The 22,159-nt window shown below is 72.6% G+C and carries 25 protein-coding genes and 1 pseudogene; 14 read left to right on the top strand and 12 right to left on the bottom strand.

What is annotated here, in order from left to right; genetic code table 11:
- The first annotated feature begins 6 nt into the window (after positions 1-6).
- The 3 genes from hypE (at position 7) to ACTWQF_RS07250 (ending at position 4,003) form a co-directional block, all read left to right on the top strand.
- Positions 7-996: a hydrogenase expression/formation protein HypE gene (gene hypE, locus ACTWQF_RS07260; RefSeq protein WP_443278488.1), complete on the top strand. Its 990-nt coding sequence runs from the start codon at positions 7-9 to the stop codon at positions 994-996.
- Positions 997-1,085: 89 nt separating this feature from the next.
- Entirely contained in the window at positions 1,086-2,768 is a 1,683-nt protein-coding gene (locus tag ACTWQF_RS07255) for an enoyl-CoA hydratase-related protein (RefSeq protein WP_443278205.1), read from the top strand.
- Between the two features lie 176 nt (positions 2,769-2,944).
- A complete protein-coding gene (locus ACTWQF_RS07250; RefSeq protein WP_443278203.1) occupies positions 2,945-4,003 on the top strand; it encodes an Lrp/AsnC family transcriptional regulator in 1,059 nt (352 codons plus the stop codon).
- 11 nt (positions 4,004-4,014) lie between these two features.
- Here the strand turns inward: ACTWQF_RS07250 and ACTWQF_RS07245 are convergent, their stop codons facing one another.
- The 3 genes from ACTWQF_RS07245 to ACTWQF_RS07235 form a co-directional block, all read right to left on the bottom strand.
- Complete coding sequence (locus tag ACTWQF_RS07245) at positions 4,015-5,499, bottom strand: MFS transporter (protein ID WP_443278201.1); 1,485 nt, start codon at positions 5,497-5,499, stop codon at positions 4,015-4,017.
- A gap of 276 nt (positions 5,500-5,775) precedes the next feature.
- Complete coding sequence (locus ACTWQF_RS07240; protein ID WP_443278199.1) at positions 5,776-6,012, bottom strand: chaplin; 237 nt, start codon at positions 6,010-6,012, stop codon at positions 5,776-5,778.
- A 167-nt stretch (positions 6,013-6,179) separates the two neighbouring features.
- Complete coding sequence (locus ACTWQF_RS07235; protein ID WP_443278197.1) at positions 6,180-8,678, bottom strand: beta-glucosidase family protein; 2,499 nt, start codon at positions 8,676-8,678, stop codon at positions 6,180-6,182.
- 148 nt (positions 8,679-8,826) lie between these two features.
- Between ACTWQF_RS07235 and ACTWQF_RS07230 the strand changes: the two genes are divergently transcribed.
- Together ACTWQF_RS07230 and ACTWQF_RS07225 are read left to right on the top strand one after the other, a co-directional pair.
- The gene (locus tag ACTWQF_RS07230; RefSeq protein ID WP_443278195.1) at positions 8,827-9,486 is read left to right on the top strand and encodes a TetR/AcrR family transcriptional regulator; all 660 of its coding nucleotides are present in this window, start codon (positions 8,827-8,829) and stop codon (positions 9,484-9,486) included.
- Between the two features lie 130 nt (positions 9,487-9,616).
- Positions 9,617-9,832: a hypothetical protein gene (locus tag ACTWQF_RS07225; protein ID WP_443278193.1), complete on the top strand. Its 216-nt coding sequence runs from the start codon at positions 9,617-9,619 to the stop codon at positions 9,830-9,832.
- A 127-nt stretch (positions 9,833-9,959) separates the two neighbouring features.
- Here ACTWQF_RS07225 and rpsN read toward each other — a convergent pair whose 3' ends face one another.
- Together rpsN and rpmB are read right to left on the bottom strand one after the other, a co-directional pair.
- Positions 9,960-10,265: a 30S ribosomal protein S14 gene (gene rpsN, locus ACTWQF_RS07220; RefSeq protein WP_443278191.1), complete on the bottom strand. Its 306-nt coding sequence runs from the start codon at positions 10,263-10,265 to the stop codon at positions 9,960-9,962.
- The gene (gene rpmB / locus ACTWQF_RS07215; protein ID WP_443278189.1) at positions 10,265-10,501 is read right to left on the bottom strand and encodes a 50S ribosomal protein L28; all 237 of its coding nucleotides are present in this window, start codon (positions 10,499-10,501) and stop codon (positions 10,265-10,267) included. Before rpmB ends, rpsN begins: the two co-directional genes overlap by 1 nt.
- A 65-nt stretch (positions 10,502-10,566) precedes the next feature.
- Between rpmB and rpmG the strand changes: the two genes are divergently transcribed.
- The 6 genes from rpmG (at position 10,567) to ACTWQF_RS07185 (ending at position 13,249) form a co-directional block, all read left to right on the top strand.
- Entirely contained in the window at positions 10,567-10,731 is a 165-nt protein-coding gene (gene rpmG / locus ACTWQF_RS07210) for a 50S ribosomal protein L33 (RefSeq protein ID WP_099885384.1), read from the top strand.
- A 32-nt stretch (positions 10,732-10,763) separates the two neighbouring features.
- The gene (locus ACTWQF_RS07205) at positions 10,764-11,039 is read left to right on the top strand and encodes a type B 50S ribosomal protein L31 (protein WP_443278187.1); all 276 of its coding nucleotides are present in this window, start codon (positions 10,764-10,766) and stop codon (positions 11,037-11,039) included.
- 44 nt (positions 11,040-11,083) lie between these two features.
- Positions 11,084-12,190, top strand: coding sequence for a CobW family GTP-binding protein (locus ACTWQF_RS07200; protein ID WP_443278487.1), 1,107 nt, complete (start codon positions 11,084-11,086; stop codon positions 12,188-12,190).
- Positions 12,191-12,227: 37 nt separating this feature from the next.
- Complete coding sequence (rpsR, locus tag ACTWQF_RS07195; protein WP_443278185.1) at positions 12,228-12,464, top strand: 30S ribosomal protein S18; 237 nt, start codon at positions 12,228-12,230, stop codon at positions 12,462-12,464.
- A 155-nt stretch (positions 12,465-12,619) separates the two neighbouring features.
- Complete coding sequence (locus ACTWQF_RS07190; protein ID WP_443278183.1) at positions 12,620-12,790, top strand: hypothetical protein; 171 nt, start codon at positions 12,620-12,622, stop codon at positions 12,788-12,790.
- Positions 12,791-12,856: 66 nt separating this feature from the next.
- Positions 12,857-13,249 (top strand): DUF2267 domain-containing protein, encoded by a 393-nt coding sequence (locus ACTWQF_RS07185; protein ID WP_443278181.1) that lies wholly within the window; start codon positions 12,857-12,859, stop codon positions 13,247-13,249.
- A gap of 137 nt (positions 13,250-13,386) precedes the next feature.
- Here the strand turns inward: ACTWQF_RS07185 and ACTWQF_RS07180 are convergent, their stop codons facing one another.
- From ACTWQF_RS07180 to egtA, 5 genes are read right to left on the bottom strand one after another with little or no spacing between them, the layout of a single operon-like run.
- Entirely contained in the window at positions 13,387-13,671 is a 285-nt protein-coding gene (locus ACTWQF_RS07180; protein ID WP_443278180.1) for a hypothetical protein, read from the bottom strand.
- 25 nt (positions 13,672-13,696) lie between these two features.
- Positions 13,697-14,680 carry an L-histidine N(alpha)-methyltransferase gene (gene egtD / locus ACTWQF_RS07175; RefSeq protein ID WP_443278178.1) on the bottom strand — a complete coding sequence of 328 codons (984 nt, stop codon included), beginning with the start codon at positions 14,678-14,680 and terminating at the stop codon, positions 13,697-13,699.
- A complete protein-coding gene (egtC, locus tag ACTWQF_RS07170; RefSeq protein ID WP_443278176.1) occupies positions 14,677-15,432 on the bottom strand; it encodes an ergothioneine biosynthesis protein EgtC in 756 nt (251 codons plus the stop codon). Before egtC ends, egtD begins: the two co-directional genes overlap by 4 nt.
- A gap of 40 nt (positions 15,433-15,472) precedes the next feature.
- Complete coding sequence (gene egtB / locus ACTWQF_RS07165) at positions 15,473-16,807, bottom strand: ergothioneine biosynthesis protein EgtB (protein WP_443278174.1); 1,335 nt, start codon at positions 16,805-16,807, stop codon at positions 15,473-15,475.
- Positions 16,791-18,245: an ergothioneine biosynthesis glutamate--cysteine ligase EgtA gene (gene egtA, locus ACTWQF_RS07160; RefSeq protein WP_443278172.1), complete on the bottom strand. Its 1,455-nt coding sequence runs from the start codon at positions 18,243-18,245 to the stop codon at positions 16,791-16,793. The genes egtB and egtA overlap by 17 nt, the downstream gene beginning before the upstream one ends.
- Positions 18,246-18,443: 198 nt before the next feature.
- Between egtA and ACTWQF_RS07155 the strand changes: the two are divergent.
- Positions 18,444-18,634, top strand: a pseudogene (locus ACTWQF_RS07155) (SDR family oxidoreductase); the annotation flags it as partial.
- Positions 18,635-18,703: 69 nt separating this feature from the next.
- Complete coding sequence (locus ACTWQF_RS07150) at positions 18,704-19,321, top strand: AAA family ATPase (RefSeq protein WP_443278170.1); 618 nt, start codon at positions 18,704-18,706, stop codon at positions 19,319-19,321.
- Positions 19,322-19,341: 20 nt separating this feature from the next.
- Here the strand turns inward: ACTWQF_RS07150 and ACTWQF_RS07145 are convergent, their stop codons facing one another.
- The gene (locus tag ACTWQF_RS07145) at positions 19,342-20,187 is read right to left on the bottom strand and encodes an endonuclease/exonuclease/phosphatase family protein (protein WP_443278168.1); all 846 of its coding nucleotides are present in this window, start codon (positions 20,185-20,187) and stop codon (positions 19,342-19,344) included.
- 179 nt (positions 20,188-20,366) lie between these two features.
- Between ACTWQF_RS07145 and trxA the strand changes: the two genes are divergently transcribed.
- Positions 20,367-20,762, top strand: a complete 396-nt coding sequence (gene trxA / locus ACTWQF_RS07140; protein WP_443278166.1) for a thioredoxin — start codon at positions 20,367-20,369, stop codon at positions 20,760-20,762.
- 289 nt (positions 20,763-21,051) lie between these two features.
- On the opposite strand, the gene ACTWQF_RS07135 is transcribed toward trxA, so the two are convergent.
- Positions 21,052-22,119: an ATP-dependent DNA ligase gene (locus ACTWQF_RS07135; protein ID WP_443278486.1), complete on the bottom strand. Its 1,068-nt coding sequence runs from the start codon at positions 22,117-22,119 to the stop codon at positions 21,052-21,054.
- Positions 22,120-22,159 lie beyond the last annotated feature (40 nt).

Genomic DNA, 22,159 nt, shown 5'->3' with positions numbered 1-22,159 from the left:
ATCGTGATGGGCCACGGCGGGGGCGGCGCGCTCTCGGCGGAGTTGGTGGAGCACGTCTTCGCGCCCGCGTTCGGGGGACGCGCGCTCTCGACCCTCGCCGACTCCGCGGCGCTGGAGATCGACGGGGCCCGGCTGGCGTTCTCCACCGACTCCTTCGTGGTGCGGCCGCTGTTCTTCCCCGGCGGCAGCATCGGCGACCTGGCGGTCAACGGAACCGTCAACGACCTGGCGATGAGCGGAGCACGGCCCGCCTATCTCTCCTGCGGCTTCATCCTGGAGGAGGGTGTGGAGGTCGGGTCGGTGACGCGGATCGCCGAGGCGCTGGGCGCGGCGGCCCGTACGGCTGGGGTCGAGGTGGCCACCGGGGACACCAAGGTCGTGGAGGCGGGGCGCGGCGACGGTGTCTATCTGAACACCGCCGGGATCGGGGTGATCCCGCACGGCGTCGACATCCGCCCGCAGCGCGCTGCGCCCGGCGATGTGGTCATCGTCAGTGGAGCGATCGGTCTGCACGGGGTCGCGGTGCTGAGCCGGCGCGAGGGGCTGGGGTTCGAGGTCGGCATCGAGAGCGACTGCGCGGCCCTGGGCGGTCTGGTGGCGGACATGCTGACCGTCACCCGCGAGCTGCACGTGCTCCGCGACCCCACCCGCGGCGGTGTCGCCGCAGCCCTCAACGAGATCGCGGCGGCCGCCTCGGTCGGCGTCGTCCTCCAGGAGCGCGCTGTCCCGGTGCCCGAACAGGTCGCCGCCGCCTGCTCGATGCTGGGGCTGGACCCGATGTACGTGGCGAACGAGGGCAAGCTGCTGGCGTTCGTACCGCGTGCGGAGGCGGACGCCGTGCTCGCCGCGATGCGCCGCCATCCGCTCGGTGCGGAGGCGGCGGTGATCGGCGAGTGCGTCCCGGACCACCCCGGGATGGTCGTGGCCCGTACCGGCCTGGGCGGCACCCGGGTGGTGGACCTGCCGCTGGGCGAACAGCTCCCCCGGATCTGCTGAGAGCCGCGGCTGCCGAGCCGTAACTGCTGAGCCGTATGTGCCGAGTCGAGCCCCGAAGCACACGAACGAACCATCACCAGGAGGTCGTGGTGCGGATCCTGCTCATCGCGAGCGCCTTCAACAGTCTGACCCAACGTGTCCAGGCCGAACTGCGGGACGCCCGCCACACCGTCGCCACCGAGGTGGTCCGCGACGGCGACGAGGTGCGTCACGCGGTGGACCGGCACGCCCCGGACCTGGTGGTCGCGCCGATGCTGCGGACCACCGTGCCGCGGGACGTGTGGTCGCGGCTGACCTGCCTGATCGTGCATCCGGGCCCGCCGGGTGACCGCGGCCCCTCCTCGCTCGACCGGGCCGTGCACAAGGCCCGCATCCACTGGGGGGTGACCGTGCTCCAGGCCGAGGCCGAGCTGGACGCCGGAGCCGTCTGGGCCTCGGCGGAGTGCACCCTCCCAGAGGGGATCAGCAAGAGCGACCTGTACCGGGGCGAGGTGGCCGACGCCGCGCTCGAAGCGCTCCGGAACGCCGTGGCCCGGTTCGCCGCCGACGGGTACCGGCCCCGTGCGCAGGACGACATCGAGCGGTCGGCCGCGCCACGGCTGCGCCAGGCCGAGCGCCGTATCGACTGGCAGACCTTCCGGACGCTCGACGTACTGCGGACCCTGCGCGCCGCCGACTCGCAGCCCGGCGTGCTGGACGAGCTGCTGGGCGAGGAGTGGTTCCTGCACGGCGGGCACGCCGAGGACCAGTTGCACGGCACCCCGGGCGAGATCCTCGCCACCCGCGCTGGGGCGATCTGCCGGGCGACGGTCGACGGTGCGGTGTGGATCCCGCAGCTGCGGCCACGCCGCTCGGCCGACGGCCGCAGGACGTTCAAGCTCCCCGCGACGCTGGCGCTGGGCAGCCGGCTCCCGGACGTACCGGAGCGGCCGGCGCCGCTCGAACTCGCGCCCGAGCGGCTGACGCACACCGAGATCCGCTACCGGGAGCGGAACGGCGTCGGGTTCGTCCGTTTCTCCTTTCCCGGCGGGGCGATGAGTACGGTGCAGTGCCGGCGGCTCCTGGCCGCCTACCGGTACGCGTGCACCCGGCCGACCCGCGTGGTGGTGCTGGGCGGCGCGCGGGACTTCTTCTCCAACGGCATCCACCTCGGCGTCATCGAGGCGGCCCGGGACTCCGCCGCCGAGGGCTGGGCCAACATCCAGGCCATCGACGACGTGGTCGAGGCGGTGCTGACCACCACCGACCGGCTGGTGGTGGCCGCGCTGGGCGGCAATGCGGCAGCCGGCGGTGCGATGCTGGCCGCCGCCGCCGACGAGGTGTGGTGCAGGGCAGGCGCGGTCCTCAATCCGCACTACCGGCTCATGGGCCTGCCAGGTTCGGAGTTCTGGACGTACACACTGCCGCGCCGCGTCGGACCTGAGATCACCGAGGCGCTGATGCGGGACGCCGAACCGATGAGCGCTGCCACCGCGCGCCGGATCGGGCTGGTTGACCGGGTGCTGCCGACCTCACCGAGTGGGTTCGCGCCGCGGATCGCGGAGCTGGCGGCGGCGCTCGCCGAGGACCCGGCCACCCATCAGCGGCTCGCGGTGAAGAAGACCAACCGCGCCCGCGACGAGGCCACCGAGCCGCTGGCCGCCTACCGCGACCGGGAGCTGGCCGCGATGCACCGCGTTCTCTTCGACCCGGCAGCCCCGCACCATGCGCTGCGCGCGGCGTTCTTGCGCAAGGAGCGCCCGCCGACTGAGGCGCCAGCCCTGCGGGGGTAGGCCGTCCGGCCCCCGCCTGTACTGGGTAGGGGGTGCCCCTGTCCGGCGTCCGCAGGCTGCGGCTTTCGTAGTGGCTGGTCGCGCAGTTCCCCGCGCCCCTTACGGGGCGCGTCTCCTCCGCCGGGCATGCGCGGGGCCCGCGCCGGAGGGCCGGGTGCACGTCGGAGGATGGGTGCATGCTCGATGACCTGGACCGTGCCCTCATCCACGCGCTGCACATCGACGGCCGTGCGCCCTTCAGCCGGATCGCCGCAGCGCTCGGTGTCTCCCCGCAGACCGTCTCCCGGCGCTACCGGCGGCTGCGCACCGAGGCGGGGCTCCGGGTCGTGGGGCTCCCGGACCCGCACCAGGCGGGGCAGACCCAGTGGCTGGTCCGGCTCACTGCGGCAGCGCGCTCCGCGCAGGACCTGGCGCACGCGCTGGCCCGCAGGCCGGACACCTCGTGGGTGAAGCTCACCGCCGGGGGCACCGAGATCGTCGCGGTCATCCACACCCGGACCGACACGGGTCACACCCGGACCGACACCGGTCATACGCGGTCCGACGCCGCCGCAGGAAACTCCCTGCTGCTGCACGACATTCCGCGTACCAGCGCCGTCACCGCGGTGTCCGCGCACTGTCTGCTGCACACCTATCTCGGCGGCCCGAGCAACTGGCGCCGCAGCTCCGAAGCGCTCGATACGGAGCAGCAGCACGTGCTGCGCTCGCCGGTGGCGGAGACCTCGTACGTTCCCGTGCCGCGCCGGGTCGGCGAGGGCGACGCCGCGTTGCTGCTCGCGCTGCAGAAGGACGGGCGGGCCGGCCATGGGGAACTCGCCGGGGCGACCGGCTGGTCCCCGGTCACCGTGGCGCGCCGGCTCGCGGATCTGCGCGCGGGCGGCGCCCTCTTCTTCGACGTCGAGGTCGATGCCGGGCTGTTCGGCGCGAACACCAGGGCACTGCTGTGGATGTCGGTGAGCCCGGCACGCCTGGAGCGGGTGGCGACGACGCTGGCCGGCCACGACGAGCTGGCCTTCGTGGCCGCGACCACGGGCCCCACCAATCTGGTGGCACAGGCGCTCTGCCGCGACCCCGCCGACCTGCACCACTACCTCACCCGGCGGCTCGGCTCCCTCGGCGCGATCCGCACCCTGGAGTCGAGCCCGGTGCTGCGGAACCTCAAGGCGGCGAGCCCGGTCCTCTCCGACCAGGCCCGTGCCGGGCACCGGGCCGCACCGGCGCGCGGCCGGACCTGAGGGCAGGCCCCTCAGCTGCTGCCCGAGGCTGCCCGCGGCCGATGGGCTGCCCCGGCGTCGGCTGTGGCATCTCCGCGGGTCATCGTCCGGCTCGCGGCGTAGCTGACCACCACCAGCGCGACGGCGGCCCAGAAGGCGACCTGCACGGCGTGCAGTGCGCCCGGAGCGCCCCTGGACCCGGCGCTGCCGAGGTAGACGCTGCCGAGGGCCGCCACCCCGAGCGTGGCGCCGAGTTGCTGGACCGCGTTCAGCAGCCCGGCGGCCGAACCCACCTCCTGCGGCAGCAGCGGCTTCAGGGCGAGGGTGAAGAACGCGGGGGTGAACAGCCCCGCACCGAGCCCGACGACGCCGAGCGCGCACAGCAGCAGCGTCGGAAAGGCCCTCGGGTCGGCGGTGTGGTAGACGGCGACGGCGGCGAGCATGCCGAGCAGCAGTACGGCAAGGCCGAGGGACATCATGCGGTGCCCGTAGCGACGTACCAGATGCGCACCGGCCACCCAGGACGCGAGGGCAAGGCCGACCGACCACGGGGCGAGGGTCAGTCCCGCCGTCAGGGCGTCACTGCCCAGTCCCAACTGGAGCTGGAGCACGACGACCAGCAGCAGCCCGTTGGTCACCGCGAAGAAGGACATGGACGTCAGCAGGGCGGCAGGAAAGCCGCGGTGGGCGAACAGGCTCGGCTCCACCAGCGGGCTGCGGCCCGCGGCTGCGGCCCGGCGCTGCTGCCGTACGAAACCGGCCAGCAAGCACAGCCCGGCCGCCACGGAACCCCAACTCCACGGGGACATCGCGGCGATGTCCGCACCGATCAGGGGGTGGACGACGAGCCCGGTGCCGAGCATCGCCAGCACGGTGCCGGTCGTGTCGAGGCCGGGCCGCCGCGGGGCGCGGTCCTCCTTGAGCTTGGGCGAGAGCCCGAGGACGACCAGCGACACCGGGACGTTCACCAGGAACGCGGCCCGCCATGACGAGCCGAACAGATCGGCGTGCGTCAGCACTCCGCCGAGCACCGGTCCGCAGACGGCCGCCAGGCCCATCATGGGGCCGATGCTGCCCAGGGCCTTGGACACCTCGGGGCCGGAGAACATCGCTTTGATCAGGCCGATCGTCTGCGGAACGATCATCGCGGCGGCTGCTCCCTGCACCACTCGGCAGGCGATCAGGACGCCTGCTGCGGGCGCGAGGGCGCAGGCGAGGGATGCGGCCATGAACGCCACCACGCCGGTCACGAACAGCCGCCGTCGGCCCGCGATGTCGCCGAGCCGGCCACCGGTGATCAGCAGCACCGCGAACGGCAGGGTGTAGGCCGTGGTGAACCACTGGATGTCGGAGACGGAGCCGCCCAGGTCCGCGTGGATGGCAGGGGCCGCGACCTGTACGACGGTCGCGTCCAGCAGGTTCATCGCCTCACCGAGCAGCAGCGCGGCGAGCCCCGGCCACCGCCATCTGTACGCCGTGGAAGCAGAGATCGGCGCGGCCGTGCGCTCAGCGGTCATCGTGGTTCCTCTCCACCGTTCGACTCCACCGTTGTTCGACACCGGCCCGGCCTGCCTGTCGGTCAGCAGAACACCGGGTCGGCCACGAGCCAGCGTGGAGGCGGACTCCCGGGGGCTCCAGCCAGGGCCGGGAGCGGGAAGATTTCTTCCGTCGGAGAGGTTCGCGGCGGCGATTTACGCCACCGGAGAGGTGCGTAGGCACACGAACGCCCCGCCGGGAGCGGGGCGTTCGGTGTGACAACGGCGAAACCCGCGCGGATCGGCGGGCGGACTGCGTCAGTCGGCGACGCAGGCGTTCCCGAACGCCGGGTTGAGGAGTCCGACGATGTTGATGGTGTTGCCGCACACCTGGATCGGCACGTGCAACGGCACCTGCACGACGTTGCCGGAGAGAACCCCCGGAGACTTCGCTGCGGCGCCTTGAGCCCCGGCGTCGGCGGACGCGGCCGTGGCCCCGCCGAGAACGGCGGTGGCGGCCAGACCAGAGGCGACAACCGCGGTACGGATGCGCATGGTGATCCTCCCTTGTTCTATGTGCCAGACGCGGACAAGGGTGCACCCGCCCCCGAACCCGGCATTCCGTCGCCACGCCCAACAGGGCGGCCGCCCACCCGATCGGAGGAGTTCTCCGCCAACAGCGCGCCGCCGCCCCGCCGCTGCGCGGGGCGACGGGCAACGCGTCAGTCCTCCACGGTGATACGTGCCCTCAGGCGGCGGTCGGCCACGCTGTGCGCCGCCTCGATGTCGTAGCCGCCAGGCACCAGGCGCCGGGCGCCGGCCGCTTCGTCCCAGATCTCGAAGGCGTACGGGCGCAGCGCGATCTCGGCCTCGGCGGTCTCTCCCGGTGCGGCCTCGACACGGGCGAAGCCCGCGAGCCACCGTGCGGGGCGCTCCGTGGCATCGGCGTCCACGGGGGTCACATAGAGCTGTACGGTCTCCGCGCCTGCGCGGTCACCGGTGTTGCGCAGCCGTACGCGCGCCGTCTCGGCCGTTGCCGTCAGCGACTCGTACTCCCAGTCGGTGTAGCCGAGTCCGTGGCCGAAGGGGAAGGCGGGGGCGGCTGCGGCACGTTCCCAGGCGCGGTAGCCGATGAAGAGGCCCTCGCGGTAGTCGAGTCGGCCGTCACGCGGGGTGACCTCGGTGACGGGTGCGTCCGCGAGCCGGGCGGGCCATGTGGTGGGCAGCCTGCCGCCGGGCTCGTGTGCGCCGAGCAGTACGTCGGCGAGCGCGGCGCCCGCCTCCTGGCCGGGGAACCAGCTGAGCAGCACGGCGGGCACCTCCTCGCGCCAGGGCAGCTCCACCGGGGAGCCGGAGTTGACGACGACCACGGTGCGCGGGTTGGCGGCGGCAACACGCGAGACGAGTTCGTCCTGCCGTCCGGGCAGCCGCAGATCGCCGCGGTCGAACCCTTCGGACTCGACCTCCTCGGTGGTGGCGATGACGACCACGGCGGCGTCGGCGTCGCGTGCCGCGCGGACGGCCTCCTCGATCTCCTCCTCGGCGCCGCGCTGCGGTTCGAGATGGCCGAGGGTGAAGACGAGCGCGTTCAGGCCGTCGGTCGGGCCCAGGCTCGGCGGCGTGTAACGGAGACTGACCGGGACGGTCGCGTCCTCGGTGAACGCGGCCTCGACCAGCGTCTCGGGAGGGTTCATGAACGCCTCGAACGGGTCGTCGGTGCTGGGCGTGCACCGGTCGTCGAACAGCACGGCCCCGTCGACGACCAGTTTCAGCTCGCCGCTGCCGACCAGGGAGAGGGTGTGGGTGCCGGTTGCCCGCGGGGTGAAGTGGCCGACGAGTTCCACGGATTCCAGCACAGCAGGGTCGACGCCCTCCGGGAAGTTGCCCCACACCTGCATGCGCCCGTCGAACTGCGGTACCTCGGCGAGGAGTTCCCCGTCCCGGCCCAGGTAGTGGGCGCTCAGCGCGAAGCCGTCGCGGGCTGCGGGCACTCTGGTGCTGGGGTCGGCGCCCATGGCGTAGCGGACCTCGACGTCGTCGGGCAGCGCGGCCCGCAGTCCCTCCAGCGAGGAGACGATGTGGTCCGGGAAGACGGTGGCCGAGCCGCCGCCGAGCACCCGCGCCTCCTTGGCGGCGGCCCCGATGACGGCGACCTTGCGCAGCCGCGCCGGGTCGAGCGGCAGCACCGGCGCGCTGCTCGGCCCGGGCTCTGCGGGCTCGTTGCGCAGCAGGACGAAGGCACGCCGCGCCACCTCACGGGCGAGCGCCGCACCATCGATACCGTCGGGCATCTCCGCCGGGTCCACGGCGGCGGGCACGCCCTCCAGAGCGCCGACGCGGGCTGCCAGCAGCAGTACCCGGCGTACGGCCGCGTCCAGTTCGGGCTCGGGGATGCGGCCGTCGCGTACGGCTTCGGCGAGCGGTGCGCCGTAGACGGTGTGCGGCCCGGGCATGGCGACGTCGAGGCCCCCGAGGAGGGCGCGGACGGTGTCGCGGGCAGCCGTCCAGTCGGAGACGTTGCAGCCGTCGAAGCCCCACTCCCCGCGCAGCACTTCGCCCACCAGATGGCGGTGCTCGGTCATCGTGGCGCCGTTGACCTGGTTGTAGGCGGTCATAATGCCCCACGGGTGGGCGTTCTTGACGATGTGCTCGAACGGGGCGAGATACAGCTCGCGCAGCGGGCGCGGTGCGATGATGTTGTCGACGGTGTAACGCTCGGTCTCGGCGTCGTTGCCGACGAAGTGCTTGACGGTGGTGCCCACGCCGCCCTGCTGGACCCCGCGGACATATCCGGCGCCGATCTCGCCGGTGAGGTACGGGTCCTCGGAGTAGCACTCGAAGTGCCGGCCGCCCAGCGGGGAGCGGTGCAGATTGACGGTGGGCGCGAGCAGTACGTGCACGCCCTTGCGGCGGGCCTCCTGGGCGAGCAGGTTGCCCGCGCGGCGGGCGAGCTCCGGGTCCCAGGTGGCGGCCAGCGCGGTGGGACTCGGCAGCGCGACGGAGGGGTCGGCGGCGCTCCATCCGGTGCCACGCACCCCGATCGGCCCGTCGGACATGACCAGGGACTTGAGCCCGATCTCCGGTATCGCGGGCAGCGACCACATGTCCTGCCCGGACAGCAGCCGGGCCTTGGCATCGAGACCGAGCCGGGCGAGGGCGGCCTCGGCGGCTGCGGTGTGTGCCGCATGCGTGGCGTCTGCGGCCGAGTGCGGGTGGGTCATGCGAGTGCTCCTTGGTGAGTCGGGGGCGGCGGCACTCCCGGCATCCCTGCGCGCCGTCGGCCTGCATCCTGGCGCGTTCACCGAGTGAGCGGTAGGCGTTGTTATCTGTTCGTGATTCACGGGCCGCGGCAAAGGCTAGAGTCGGCGTGTGACCCAACGGCGAAACGAGACGGGGACCGGCGGCCGACCCGTTCGGGGCAGGGCCGCACGCACCGTGGAGCGGCGCGAGGAGATCCTCAGGGCGGCCATGGACGTGATCGCCGAGCGCGGTTACGACGCCACCTCGCTGGCGGCGGTCGCCGAACGCGCGGGGCTCACTCAGGCCGGGCTGCTCCATCACTTCCCGAACAAGGAGCAGCTGCTGGTCGCCGTCCTGGAGGCGCGGGACCGGTGGGACCTGGGAGCCGCGGGCGGCTCGCCGGAGAGCTGGACCCTGGCCCTGCTCGACCAGCTGGTCGAGTACAACGCGAGCCGCCCGCGCCTCGTGCAGACCTTCGCGGTGCTCTCGGGCGGCAGCGTCGCCGACGAGTCGCCGGCCCGCACCTTCTTCGAGGATCGCTACGCCCGGGTGCGCTCAGAACTGGCGGCAGCGGTACGGAACGAGTTCGCGGAACACGGCGGACGGCTGCCCGGCGGGCTGACGCCGGAGCAGATCGCGCCCCTGCTGGCGGCGGTGCTCGACGGTCTCCAGGTCCAGTGGCTGCTGGACCCCGAAGCCGTCGACATGCCCGCCGCATTCCGCGACTTCCTCACGCTGCTGCGGGCGGGCGGCGAGGACGGCACCGAGGACGCCGCAGCACCAGAGTGAGCCTCAGCCGATGGGCCGGCTGCGCCATTCGAGTCCGTTCTGCCGTGTCATTCATATATTGCTCTGTAATGCCCGGTCGGCTGGCGAGGATGAGCGCGTCCCTGCTCTTCCGGACCTTCACGGAGGCTTCATGCGCTCGCGCATCCCCACGCGCTCCCTCGCCGTCGGACTGGCCGCTCTCGGCCTCGCCGCCGCCGGTGCCGCCTCGGCTTCGGCCAGCGAAGAAGGAAACCACCACAAGCCCCACAATGGGGTGAACATCCACGTGACAGACAACGACAACATCATCAACGACTCTGTCTCCCAGTTCAGCGTCCACGGCCCCTTTGGTTCCAACTTCGCCTGAGCCGACTGCACTTCTGATCCGGGTCGTCGACTGCACACCCGACGGCCGTACATGACGGGCGTGGAGAGGCCCACTCCGAACCTCCAAGGACGAGCCTCTCCACGCCGCTTGACCCTTCAGCAGGGCGTCACCAGGAGGACTTGGTGACTCCCGGCAGATAGCCGGCGTGCGCCTGTTCACGGAAGCGCACGCGGGAGAGCCCGAAAGCGCGCAGATGGCCGCGGGGACGGCCGTCCACACTGTCCCGGTTGCGCAACCGGGTGGCGCTGGCGTCGCGAGGCTGCCGCCGCAACTCCGCCAGCGCCGCGCGCCGTTCGGCGTCCGTCGACGCGGGGGCGCGCAGGATCTCCTTGAGCTCCGCCCGACGGGCCGCGTAGCGCTCCACCGTCGCCCGGCGCTGCTCGTTCTTCGCGATCTTGCTCTTCTTCGCCATCAGACCCGCCCTCCTCGGGCGCGGATGCGGGCCACGGCCCGCTCGACGCCGATCACGTCCACGGTCTTGATGCCCTTGGTGCTCAACGTCAGCCGTACGTAACGGCCTTCGCTCGGCAGCCAGTAGCGCTTGCGCTGCACGTTGGGGTCGAAGCGGCGGGACGTGCGCCGGTGGGAGTGGGAGATGGTCTTCCCGAAACGCGGTTGCGCTCCGGTGAGCTGGCAGTGGGCCGACACGGGTGTTACCTACCTCTCGCTGGACTCAGTTGGAAATGATTTCCATTAACAATATAGTGGCCGTCATGGCTCGCAACGAACTTCGCCCCCTCGTCAAGCTCCGCTCCACAGCGGGCACCGGCTACACCTACGTGACCCGCAAGAACCGGCGGAACGACCCCGACCGGCTGACCCTGCGCAAGTACGACCCGCGCGCCCGCCGCCACGTCGACTTCCGCGAAGAGCGCTGAAGCAGCCGACCGACCCGAGGAAGAGGCACCCCATGAAGCCCGGAATCCACCCCGCGTACGGCCCCGTCGTCTTCCGCGACAAGAGCGCCGACTTCGCCTTCCTGACCCGCTCCACCCGCACCAACGAGCAGACGATCCAGTGGGAGGACGGCAACACCTACCCCGTCATCGACGTGGAGATCTCCTCGCGGAGCCACCCCTTCTACACGGGCACAGCCCGCGTCGTGGACAGCGCCGGCCGCGTGGAGCGGTTCGAGCGCCGTTACGGCCGTAACGGACAGGACGGACGGGCGGGAGCAGACCGGTGACCAGCGACGAGCGACCGCAACTGCCCGTCGTCCTCGTCGCGGGCATGCACGCCGACGCACGCCGCCGGGTCGTCGGCCGGCTCCTCGCCGCCGTACCCGGCAGCGTGGCGCTGCACCATGATCTGGCGTCCGCGGCGGACGGCACCGTGACGCGTACCGTGCGCGACACCTCGGGCACCGTCTCGTGCGGTGAGGCGCCGCTCGTCAACGACTGCGCCTGCTGTGCCCTGCGCGAAGACCTGATGCCGGAGCTGTTCCGGCTGGCCGGGACCGCGCAGCTCGCGATCGTGGAACTGTGGGACTCCGTCGAGCCCAAGGCCATGGCCGAGTCCGTCGCGGCGCACGGTGGGGACACCGTAGGGCTGACCAACGTGATCACCGCGGTCGACCCGGCACTGGTGCTGCCCTGCCTCGCCAACGGCGACGACCTGGCCGAGGCCGGGCTCGCCGCCGCGGCCACCGATCAGCGCACGATCGCGGACACCCTGGCCCGGCAGCTGGAGTACGCGCCCGTGCTTGCGCTCGTCGACGAGCACGAGGCGGACGACGAGGACCGGGCGCTGCTCAGCCAACTCCACCCCACGGCACGGCAGGTCTCCGTCGATTCGCCGGAGCTGGCCCGGCTCGTCTTCGCGGGCTTCGACATCGAGGCGGCCGCGGCCGCCCAGCACCCGTCCTGCGCGCTGCTGCCGCAGGAGGCGGACGAGGCGGGCGTGGCCACCCTGGTCTGGCGGGGCCACCGGCCCTTCCACCCGGGCCGGCTCTACCAGGCGCTGGAGGATCTGACCTGCGCGGCTGCGCGCAGCCGCGGTAGATTCTGGCTCGCGGACCGGCCCGACACCCTGCTGGGCTGGGACGCGGCCGGGGGCGCCCTCAGCGTGGAGACCGCAGGGCCGTGGCTGGCCTCGCTGCCGGACGCCGCATGGGAGTTGGTGCCGCCGATGCGCCGGGCCGCCGCGTCGCTGGACTGGCATCCCCGGCACGGCGACCGCTGCCAGCACCTGGTCTTCACCTCACCGGGACTGGACCGCGAGGGACTCACCCGGCTGCTGGAAACCTGCCTGCTCACCGACGCGGAGTACGCCGCCGGGCGCGAGGGCTGGAAAAGCTTCCCCGCCGCCTTCGACGACCTCCTCGACCCCGTCTCCTGACGTCCACGAACGCGAACACGAACACTAAGGAAATCTCATGCCCCGCCGTACATCCGACCGCAAGCCGCAGCGCCCCCGTCCCAATCCGCTGGACGCGGCCGGTATCACCTACATCGACTACAAGGACACCGACCTGCTGCGGAAGTTCATCTCCGACCGCGGCAAGATCCGCAGCCGTCGCGTCACCCGCGTCACCTCTCAGCAGCAGCGTCAACTCGCCAGGGCCATCAAGAACGCCCGCGAAATGGCCCTCCTCCCCTACGCGAGTCGCTGACCGCTGCTGCTGACCGCTGACCGGCCGTCTTGCCGGTTGCACCGACTGCCGGGTCGGGGGGCTGCTGGCGGGAGATCGGTTTCGAGCCGGCGGGCTGTGCTGCGCCGTTCGGGGAGCACGGTTTCGCGGAGGTCGTCCGGGGTGCGTTGGGCGGCGTGGGCGGCGACCGCTGCGACGGCTACCACGGCGTGGTGCGGCGGACCGTCACGGAGAGCGCACGCAGTGTGCACGAGCGCAGCTGTCCGTATTCATGGCTCGGCATCCCGGTCCGTCACGCGGCGGCGGAGCTCGCCGAGAACTGCACCGGCCTGCCGACCGGGCCATAGATACGGCGGGAAGGGGTACCGCGTGACGGGAGAGAGCACTGGTCCAGCGGCACGAAGGAGCTGACCATGAGGTACGACGAGTTCCTGGCCCAGGTCCGCGAGCGCGGCGAGTTCCAGAACCGGGCGGAGGCCGAAGAGGTCACCCGGGCGGTACTGAGCGTCCTCGCCTCCCGGATCACCCCCGTCAAGGCGCAGGAGCTGGCCGCCCAGCTGCCCGGCCCGCTGGGACCGGTCGTGGCCGAGGCCGGCGAGGATCCGCCGGAGACATACGGCGTGGAGCAGTTCTGCGCCCACGTCGCCGAACGCACCCACGCCCGGCCCCGCACCGCGGAGTGGGACGCCAGCGCGGTCCTGTCCACCCTCGCCGACGCCGTATCCGGCGGCGAGCTCAACCAACTGCTCAGCCAACTGCCCAGCGGGTACGCCGCGCTGTTCGGCAAGGTCGAACTGAGCCGGTAACGGAACTGCGGCCCGGTGGTGGTGCTGCGCCCCGTCAGGGGCGCGGGGAACTGCGCGCCCGGCCACAGCGCACCCGCAGCCCGCCCGCTTCGGACAGGGGCACCCCCTCCCGCGCAACACCGGCCACCGGGCCGCAGTCAACCGGCAAGGGCGGCGAGGGCCCGATCGATCTCGGCGCGGGCGCGCGAAGCAGCGAGGGCCCCCGTCTCGACGACGACCGTCACTCGCACCCCGCGGGGCCGCGCGTCGGTGACGTACAACTGACCCGCGCAATCGGCGCCAGGACCAGGCCCCCAGACCGCGGTGCGGCTGTCCCGATCCACCTCGACCGGCAACTCCCGCCGCAGGAGCTGCCCGACGACGTACGCGAACACCGCGTCCGCGGTCTCCGCGTCAACGGTGGTGGTCCGTTCGTACCGCACCCTCACAGCATGCGCACTGCGGCCCTCACGACGCGACCGGAGCGGGCACCGCGAGGGTGACCGCGAAGCGGTGCCTGGGGTCGGTCCACCAGCGGTGCAGCCGCATCCCGGCGGCGGCGAGCTCGGCGCGTACGCCCTGTCGCCGGAACTTCGCCGAGACCTCTGTGCGCAGCTCCTCCCCGGGCTGGAAGTCGACGCTCAGATCGACGGCGGGCAGCTTGGCGCTGAGCGCCCTGCGGGCCCGCAGCCGCATCTCGATCCACTCGTTCTCGCTGTCCCACACGGCGACGTGGGTGAAGTCGTCCGGGTCGAAGTCGGCGCCGAGTTCGCGGTTGAGAACGTGGAGGACGTTCTTGTTGAAGGCGGCGGTGACGCCGTCCGGATCGTCGTACGCGGCGACCAGGGTGGCGGGGTCCTTGACCAGATCCGTACCCAGCAGCAGGGCGTCGTCCGGACCGAGGCGGGTCCGTAGGGAGGCCAGGAACCGGGCGCGCTCGGCGGGCAGCAGATTGCCTATGGTGCCGCCGAGGAAGGCGATGACCTTCGGCTCCGGGCAGCGTGGCAGTGGCAGCCGGTGCTGGAAGTCGGCGACCAGGGCGTGCACGGTCACCCCGGGATGGTCGGCGAGCAGGGCCTGCCCGGCGTCGGCCAGCGCGGACTCGCTGACGTCGACGGGCACATAGGTCAGCGGGGTGCCAAGTGCGTCCAGCAGCAGCCGGGTCTTGTACGAGGAGCCGGAGCCCAGTTCGACCAGCGTGCGGGCGCCGGTGATCCGGGCTATCCCGGGTGCCGCCTGCTGGAGTATCCAGGCTTCTGCGCGGGTGGGGTAGTAGACGGGGAGCGTGGTGATCTGTTCGAACAGTTCGCTGCCGCGCGCGTCGTAGAACCACTTGGGCGGCAGCGTCTTGGGGAAGCGGGTCAGCCCCTGGGTGACGTCGGTGGCCAGTGCGGCGGCGGTGGCGTTCGAGGGCAGGGTGCGGGTGAGGGTGAACCGGGAGTCGGGGGTCACGCGTGAGGCTCCTTCAGGGCGGTCAGTTCGATACCGCCCGGGTCGCCGGTGAGCAGATGGGCGTCGGGGACCGGTCGCCAGCCGGGGTCCGTGTCGTGCGGTTCGGAGGCGACGGTGAGCGAGCTGCCGGGCTCCAGCAGGTACCAGAGCGTGTCGCCGCAGGCGGTGGCGGCCAGCGTGCGGCCGTCGGTCAGCAGGAAGTTGAGGCGGGATCCGGGCGCCGCTGCGGCCAGTTGCGCGGCGGCCTCGGCGAGGGCCGGACCGGGCGCGGTACCGGCCCGCAGCAGGTGCAGGACGAGCGCCCAGGCCAGCGCCGAGTCGCAGCGGGCCTCCAGGCCCAGCATCTCCTGCGGCGGCAGCGCGCCCGCGATCCGGGCGACCGAGGCGGGCCAGCCGGCCAGGGCGCCGTTGTGGCTGAAGAGCCACGGTCCCGCGGTGTAGGGAGCGGCGGCCGACTCACCCGCCGCGCAGCCGTTCGTCGCGTCCCGTACGGCGGCCACGAGCGCGGACGAGCTCACGACCCGGCACAGGTCGGGGAAGAAGCCGTCCGCCCAGATCGGCCCGGCGCGGCGGTAGCGGGCCGGGACCGGATCACCGTCGGCGTACCAGCCCACGCCGAAGCCGTCGGCGTTGACGGTGCCGTGCTCCTGGCGGCGCGGCGCCCACGACTGGCGGTGCAGCGAGTACGGCGGCGCCAGCAGCAGCTCCCCCAGCGAGCGTGCGGGGCCCAGATGACCCAGGTGCCGGCACATCAGCGGCCGCCCGGCGCTCGGTCCGGAACGCTCCGGGCGCTCACGTCAGTTCCTCCGGCAGGGGCGTGCGGGCGGTGCGGAACCCGGCGAAGATCTGCCGGCGCACCGGATAGTCCCAGTTGCGGAAGGTCGCGCGGGCGACCACCGGGTCCGTACCGAAGCAGCCGCCCCGCAGCATCTTGTAGGAGGGGCCGAAGAAGACTTCCGAGTACTCCGGGTAGGGAAAGGCGGTGAAGCCCGGGTAGGGCGCGAAGTCGCTGGAGGTCCACTCCCACACCTCTCCCATCAGCTGCCGTACGCCCAGCGCGGAGGCTCCGGCGGGGTAGCCGCCCACGGGTGCGGGGCCCAGGTGCCGCTGGCCCAGGTTGGCGCGGTCGGGTCCGGGGGGCGACTCGCCCCAGGGGAAGCGGCGGCTGCGGCCGGTGTCCGGGTCGTGGCGGGCCGCCTTCTCCCACTCGGCCTCGGTGGGCAGCCGCCGACCCGCCCACCGGGCGTAGGCGTCGGCCTCGTACCAGCTCACATGCATCACCGGTTCCGCCTCCGGTACTGGTTCGCGCACTCCGAAGCGGCGGCGCCACCAGCGGTCCTGCTCGCGTTTCCAGAACAGCGGCGCCCGCAGCCCGGTGCGCCGCACATGGTCCCAGCCCACGGGAGTCCACCAGCGCGGGTCTGCGTAGCCGCCGTCCTCGATGAAGCGGAGGTAGGCGCCGTTGCTGACCGGCAGGGTGTCGATGCAGAAGGCCGGCACCTCCCGGCGGTGGGCGGGCCGCTCGTTGTCCAGCGCCCACGGGTCGTCGTCGGTCCCCATGGTGAACGGGCCTGCGGGAACGAGCACTTCGTGCGGGAGCACCATCGTCCCGGCCGGCGCCGGCGGTGGCGGTGGCGCGGTCAGTGCTGCCGGGCCGCGGCGCAGCTGGTGGGTGATGAGCATGGTCTCGGCGTGCTGCTGCTCGTGCTGGGCGATCATGCCGAACGCGAACCCTTCCGACACCAGCGGGCGCCCCGCCAGCTCCGCGTGCTCCAGTATCCGGAAGACGTGCCCGCGGACCTTCGCCAGGTAGGCGCGGGCCTCGTCGGGCGGCAGCAGCGGCAGCGAGGGGCGCTCGGCGCGGGGGTGCTCGAAAGCGTCGTAGAGCGAGTCGATCTCCGGCCGCAGCGGCGCCTGACCGCCCACGGCACGCACCAGCCACTGCTCCTCCTGGTTGCCGATGTGCGCCATGTCCCACACCAGCGGGGACATCAACGGCGAGTGCTGCGCCGTCAGTTCGGCGTCCTCCACACAGTCGGAGAGCGCCAGCGTGCGCGTACGGGCGCGGGTGAGGGCATCGAAGGCGTGGGCGCGCAACGCGGCGCGCCCCTCAGCAGCGGTCACCATGGCTCTCCCTGCTGTCCGGGGTGGTCTCGGGCTGTCCGGGGGTGGGCCCGGGCCATTCGGGGATGGTCCCGGGCTCGTCGAGCCGGTCGTCGGCCGGGCAACGGCCGGGCACCACGTAGCGTGCGGTGAACTCCTCGACGGCAGCGCGCACCTGTAGTCCGACGCCCAGCCGGGGCAGCGCCCGGCGGGCGAGGTCGAAGCAGTCGCGGGCTGCCGCGTGCAGCTCGGGATCGGTCAGCGCGTCCCGAGCGGCGCGCTCCCAGAGGGCGTTGCGGGGGGCCGGTCCCTCGGCTGCGAGGTCGGCCAGCGGCTTGACGATGCGGTAGGCGCTCTCGCTCGCCTCTGCGTCGTCGAAGAGCGCCGTGGTCACCGCGAGGGGCACCACCCAGCCGTCCGGGCCCGGCTGTGCGTCGATCATCCGCAGCTCCAGGTGTCCCCGGGGACGCACGGGCGGAAAGAGGGTCGTCAGGTGGTAGACGAGATCGTCCAGCCGGGGCGGCCGGAGCCGGTGGCGGCCGGGCCCGGCGCGGGTGCTCCGCCGGATCCACTGCCGGAACGTCATCCCGTCCCCGGGCACCGTCCATGGGCCCTGAGCGGTACGGACGCAGAGCAACGGCGCGTCCAGCACGTACCGCGCCCAAGCTTCCCGTGGGTTACGGCCGTTGCCGGACGGCGCGAGGTTGCGGTAGCCGTCGAGCGAGGCCCATACGCCCTGCCGGGCCGAACGCCACCCGGGCCAGGGCCCCTCGGTGGTCGGCGAGTTGGCGAACGCCGCCGTGAGGACGGCGCCCAGCAGATGCGCCAGCAGCCAGCGGCGGCTGTAGCCGAACGGTCCCGGCTCGGCGGTGCCCGCGTCGAGGCAGATCTGCACGGAGGCGGAGGAGCACATCATCGCGCGCCCTGCCGGGCCGGTGCGGTCGAAGTACGCCTCCATGGCGCGATAGCGCCGGTCCTCCAGCAGCCGGAGGGGCGGGCGGGGATCGAGGCCGTGGCCGACGAGGGCGATGCCGTGCCGGCGCAGGCGTTCGCGCGCTGCGGCGAGATCCGTGGCGACCGCCTGGACACAGGCGGCGAGCGAGGTGGCGGGCTGGGAGCTGAACTCCAGCTGTCCGCCGGGCTCCAGAGAGATCGCGGAGCTCAGCGGTACGCCGCGGAGCGCGGTGGCGGCGGCGCGGAGGCTGCTCGCCCCGATCCGGAGTCCGGACTGCGCCGGGGCCCGGGCCGGATCTTCGTGGGGCGGGGACGGAAGGGGCGGGGGGTGCGGTGCGGTGTGCCCGCGGAGGCCGCCCTGTGCGGGCGGCAGCGGACGGACCAGCCATTCGAGTTCGACCCCGACGCGGCGCGGTGGCCCGGTCTTGAAGCAGATGCCGTGTACGTACGCGAGCGCCGCCGCCTCGCTCAGCGGTTCGATCGCGTGCTGGTTTCTTCTGCCGGTCATCGTCCGCCACCCCTCGCCGAACGGTTGGTCTTCCGGGAGCCGTTCCGCGCGGAACGCGAGCTGTCCGGCTCCACCAAAGCCGGTCCCCATTACTGCCCTGGAGAACACCTCACCGGCTGCCCCACCGCTCAAATCCGGCCGCAGCACAATCGCCCGCGGCACAGGCCACGCACCGTAGGCGGGCAGTTCCGCGTTGCCCTGACCGAGATGGTGCGCGCCTGGGAGGAGAGCTCCCCCGGCGTCGTCGAGCGCATGAAGGCGGGGAGTCCGCTGGGGCGCACGGCCGACCCCGAAGAGATCCGCCCAGGCTGCCGCCTGGCTGCTGAGCGACCGCTCCTCCTTCGTGACGGGGCACGGTCCTACGGGTCGACGGTGGCGCCCTGGCCTGAACCGAGCCCCGGTCGGCCCCGTGCCGGCGCCTGTTTAGCCGTACGGGCCGGGGCCACCCGAGGGGAGTGGTGGAGCAGCAGACACGGCCGCAGCGTGACGGCCCGGAGCTGGCCGTGCTGGTCGGCCTCCAGGCTGCCGGAAAAACCGCCTTCTACCGGCAGCGCCTCTCAGGCGGTGACAACGGCGGTCACACCCTGGTGAGCAAGGACCGGTTCCCCCGTTCCGCCAAGCACAAGCAGCAGCGTCAGCTGCGGCTGATCGACGAAGCGCTGGCGGCCGGGCAAGCCGTCGCGGTCGACAACACCAACCCCTCACCGCACGAGTGGCGCCCTCTGGTGGCCCTCGGCCGCGCCCACGGTGCACGGGTGACGGCGTACTGGTTCCCGCCCGACCTCGCCGCATCGCTGCGCCGCAACGCCGCCCGGGAAGGCCGTGCCCGCGTACCGGTCGTCGGCGTACGGGCCACCCACGAGCGGCTGCGCAGGCCGTCCCTGGCGGACGGGTTCGACGCCGTGCTGGAGGTGCGGTTCGACGGCCGCGGCGGTTTCGACGTACGAGAGGCGCAAGACGTACGAGATGTACGAGACGCGCAGGACATGCACGGCGCGCGAGACGCACAAGACGCGCGAGACGCGCCGCAGGCCGCCGGACGTCTCCGGGGTGGTGAACCGGGCACCGGGCGATGAGGGCGGCGGCGCTGTCCCGTTCACCGCTGCTCCGCCCACCTGCCTGGTGGGTGGTCCGGCAATGCCAGATCGGCGACCAGGCCGTAGTGATCGCTCGCCTGCACACCGTTCACCGGTTGCACCAGGACCCGCTCGCAGGAGGAGACCCGGAGGGTTGGCCCGTGGGCGCCGCAGCGCACCAGGATGTGGTCGATACGGCGGTCCACCGCGGTCGGCATGTCCCCTTGCCGTACGAGGGGATTACGGGGGCTGAAAGTGGGCCCGGGCTCGCCGGGGTGCACGGCCGGCCAGGCGTCCTGGAAGCAGACGCCGCTGCCGTCCAGCGACTGCAGTCCCCGCAGGAACCGGAGGCTCGCGGCGTCCGGCGTGGCGTCGAGATCTCCGAGCAGGACGGTGTGGCGTACGCCAGGCCCGGCGGCCTGCTCGGCGAGACGGGTGGCGGCGACGGCCTGGAGCTCCCGTTCACGCTCGTAGTCGTAGGGCCAGCTCGGCTTGTGGTGGACCACCAGGAGCGTGCCGAGCGGCTCGGGGAGCGGCAGCTCGGCGGCGACGACTCCGCACCATTCGGTGTACGCCGTGCGTCCGGTGACCTGGAGCGGGTCCGTCGCGACGGGGCCGAAGCGCCTGCGCGCTGCCAGCACCGCCCCCACGCCGTCGGTGGACCATCGAGGGTGCGGGACGGTGTACCAGCCGTCCTCGGCGAGGGCTGCCACGTCCTGGCGGGTCACCTCCTGGAGCGCGAGCACATCGGGGCGCAGCCGCCTGAGCTCTTGGGCCAGGACCACGCGCCGGGCGGTGCCGTCGGCGTACTGGGGGGCCAGCACGTTCATCGTCATCACCCGCGCACCGAGGACCACGTCGCTCACTCCTTCACGATGGCAGCGGAGAGGTGTACCTGCCGGGCGCGTACCCGGCTGTGCCGCCACCGGCCCCGGTGTGTTGCCATGGCTGTGCCGGGAACGGTCCCGGGAATGTGGACCCGGACAAGATTGTTCCCCGGCGCCAGGGCGCGGCCCGTCCTGATGCCCCCATAGCAGGAGACAGCATGAGCACGATCGAGCTGACCAAAGAGAACTTCGAGGAGACGATCTCCGAAAACGACTTCGTCCTGATCGACTTCTGGGCCTCCTGGTGCGGCCCGTGCCGCAGCTTCGCGCCCGTGTACGAGGCCGCTGCCGAGCGGCACTCGGACCTGACCTTCGCCAAGGTCGACACGGAGGCCCAGCAGGAGCTCGCGGCCGCCTTCGAGGTGCAGTCCATCCCGACCCTCGCGATCATCCGGGACCGCACCCTGGTGTTCTCGCAGCCCGGCGCGCTGCCCGAGGCCACGCTGGAGGACCTGATCGGCCAGGCCCGGCAGCTGGACATGGCCGAGGTACAGCGCGCCGCCGAGGCGCAGGCGGCCCAGGCCGACGGCGGTCCGGAGGGCACCGGCGCCTGAAGTGCGCACAGGCGCCGGAAGTGCCGGGGTAACCGTACGCAGCCCGGGTGGCCGTACGCGTACTTCCCCGCCGCGAAGGTGGGCCTCCACCGCCGGTCCGGCGGTGCCGGTACCCGCGGCTGCGGGTCCGTAGGGCACCGCCGGGCTGCGGGCCCCCTCCGTGGGTCCGTTGAGGGGTTGCCCCTGCGCGATGCTTGCGGGCTGCTGGATCTTCGTGGCTTGGCGCGCAGTTCCCCGCGCCCCTGACGGGGCGCGTCCCCCTGCCCGCTGCCCCGAAGGACGGGGCGCGTCATCGGCCGCCGAGTGCCTCTTCCAGGTCGTAGCGCACCGGCTGCTCCAGCTGTTCGTACGTGCACGAGCCGGGCTCGCGGTCCGGGCGCCAGCGGCGGAAGAGCACTGTGTGCCGGAAGCGCTGCCCCTCCATGTGGTCGTAGGCCACCTCGCACACCCGCTCGGGCCGCAGCGGCACCCAGGAGGCGTCCTTGCCGCCGCTCCATCTGCTCGGGGCGCCCGGCATCCTGCCCTCCTCGTGCGCGGCCTCATCCTCCCAGCGGGCCCATGGGTGCTCCTCGGGGCTGTCCATGCCCAGCGATGCCAGCTCACGCATCAGCTCGCGCCTGCGGGTGGCCGGGAAGGAGGACGAGGCGCCCACGTACTGGAGCGCTCCGGAGGCGTCGTAGAGTCCGAGCAGCAGGGAGCCGAGCGACTCGGAACCGCTCTTGTGCGGGCGCAGTCCGGCCAGTACGCAGTCAGCCGTGCGCTCGTGCTTGACCTTGAGCATCACCCGCTCCCCCGGCCGGTACGGCAGGTCGGTGCGCTTGGCCACCACGCCGTCCAGCCCGGCGCCCTCGTACTGCGCGAACCAGTCCCTGGCGACTGCGCTGTCGTAGGTCACCGGCGCCAGATACAGCGGAGGACGGGTTCGCTGCAGCGCCGTCTCCAGCATCCGCCGCCGCTCGGCCAGCGGCGCCGCCATGACGTCGGCGTCGTCCAGGGCCAGCAGGTCGAAGGCGACGAAGGAGGCCGGCGTCCGCTCGGCCAGCAGCCGCACCCGGGAGGCAGCCGGATGGATGCGCTGCTGGAGCGCCTCGAAGTCCAGCCGGCCGCCCAGCGGCAGCACGATCTCGCCGTCCAGTACGCAGCGCTGCGGCATCCGCTCCCGGAGCCCGTCGACCAGTTCGGGAAAGTAGCGGACCAGGGATTTCCCGGTCCGGCTGATCAGCTCCACCTCGTCGCCATCGCGGAAGACCAGGCAGCGGAAGCCGTCCCACTTGGCCTCGTACTGCATGCCTTCCGGGATGGCGGAAACCGGCTTGGCGAGCATCGGTTTCACTGGGGGCAGCACCGGGAGATCCACACTGTCGATTCTGCGCCGGACGGACGAGGCCCGCATGTGG

Origin of the sequence: Streptomyces sp. 8N114, assembly GCF_052245835.1 — a bacterium.
GTDB lineage: Bacteria > Actinomycetota > Actinomycetes > Streptomycetales > Streptomycetaceae > Streptomyces.
Note: the sequence above shows the minus strand (reverse complement) of the source record. Positions and strands in the feature narration are given on the sequence as shown.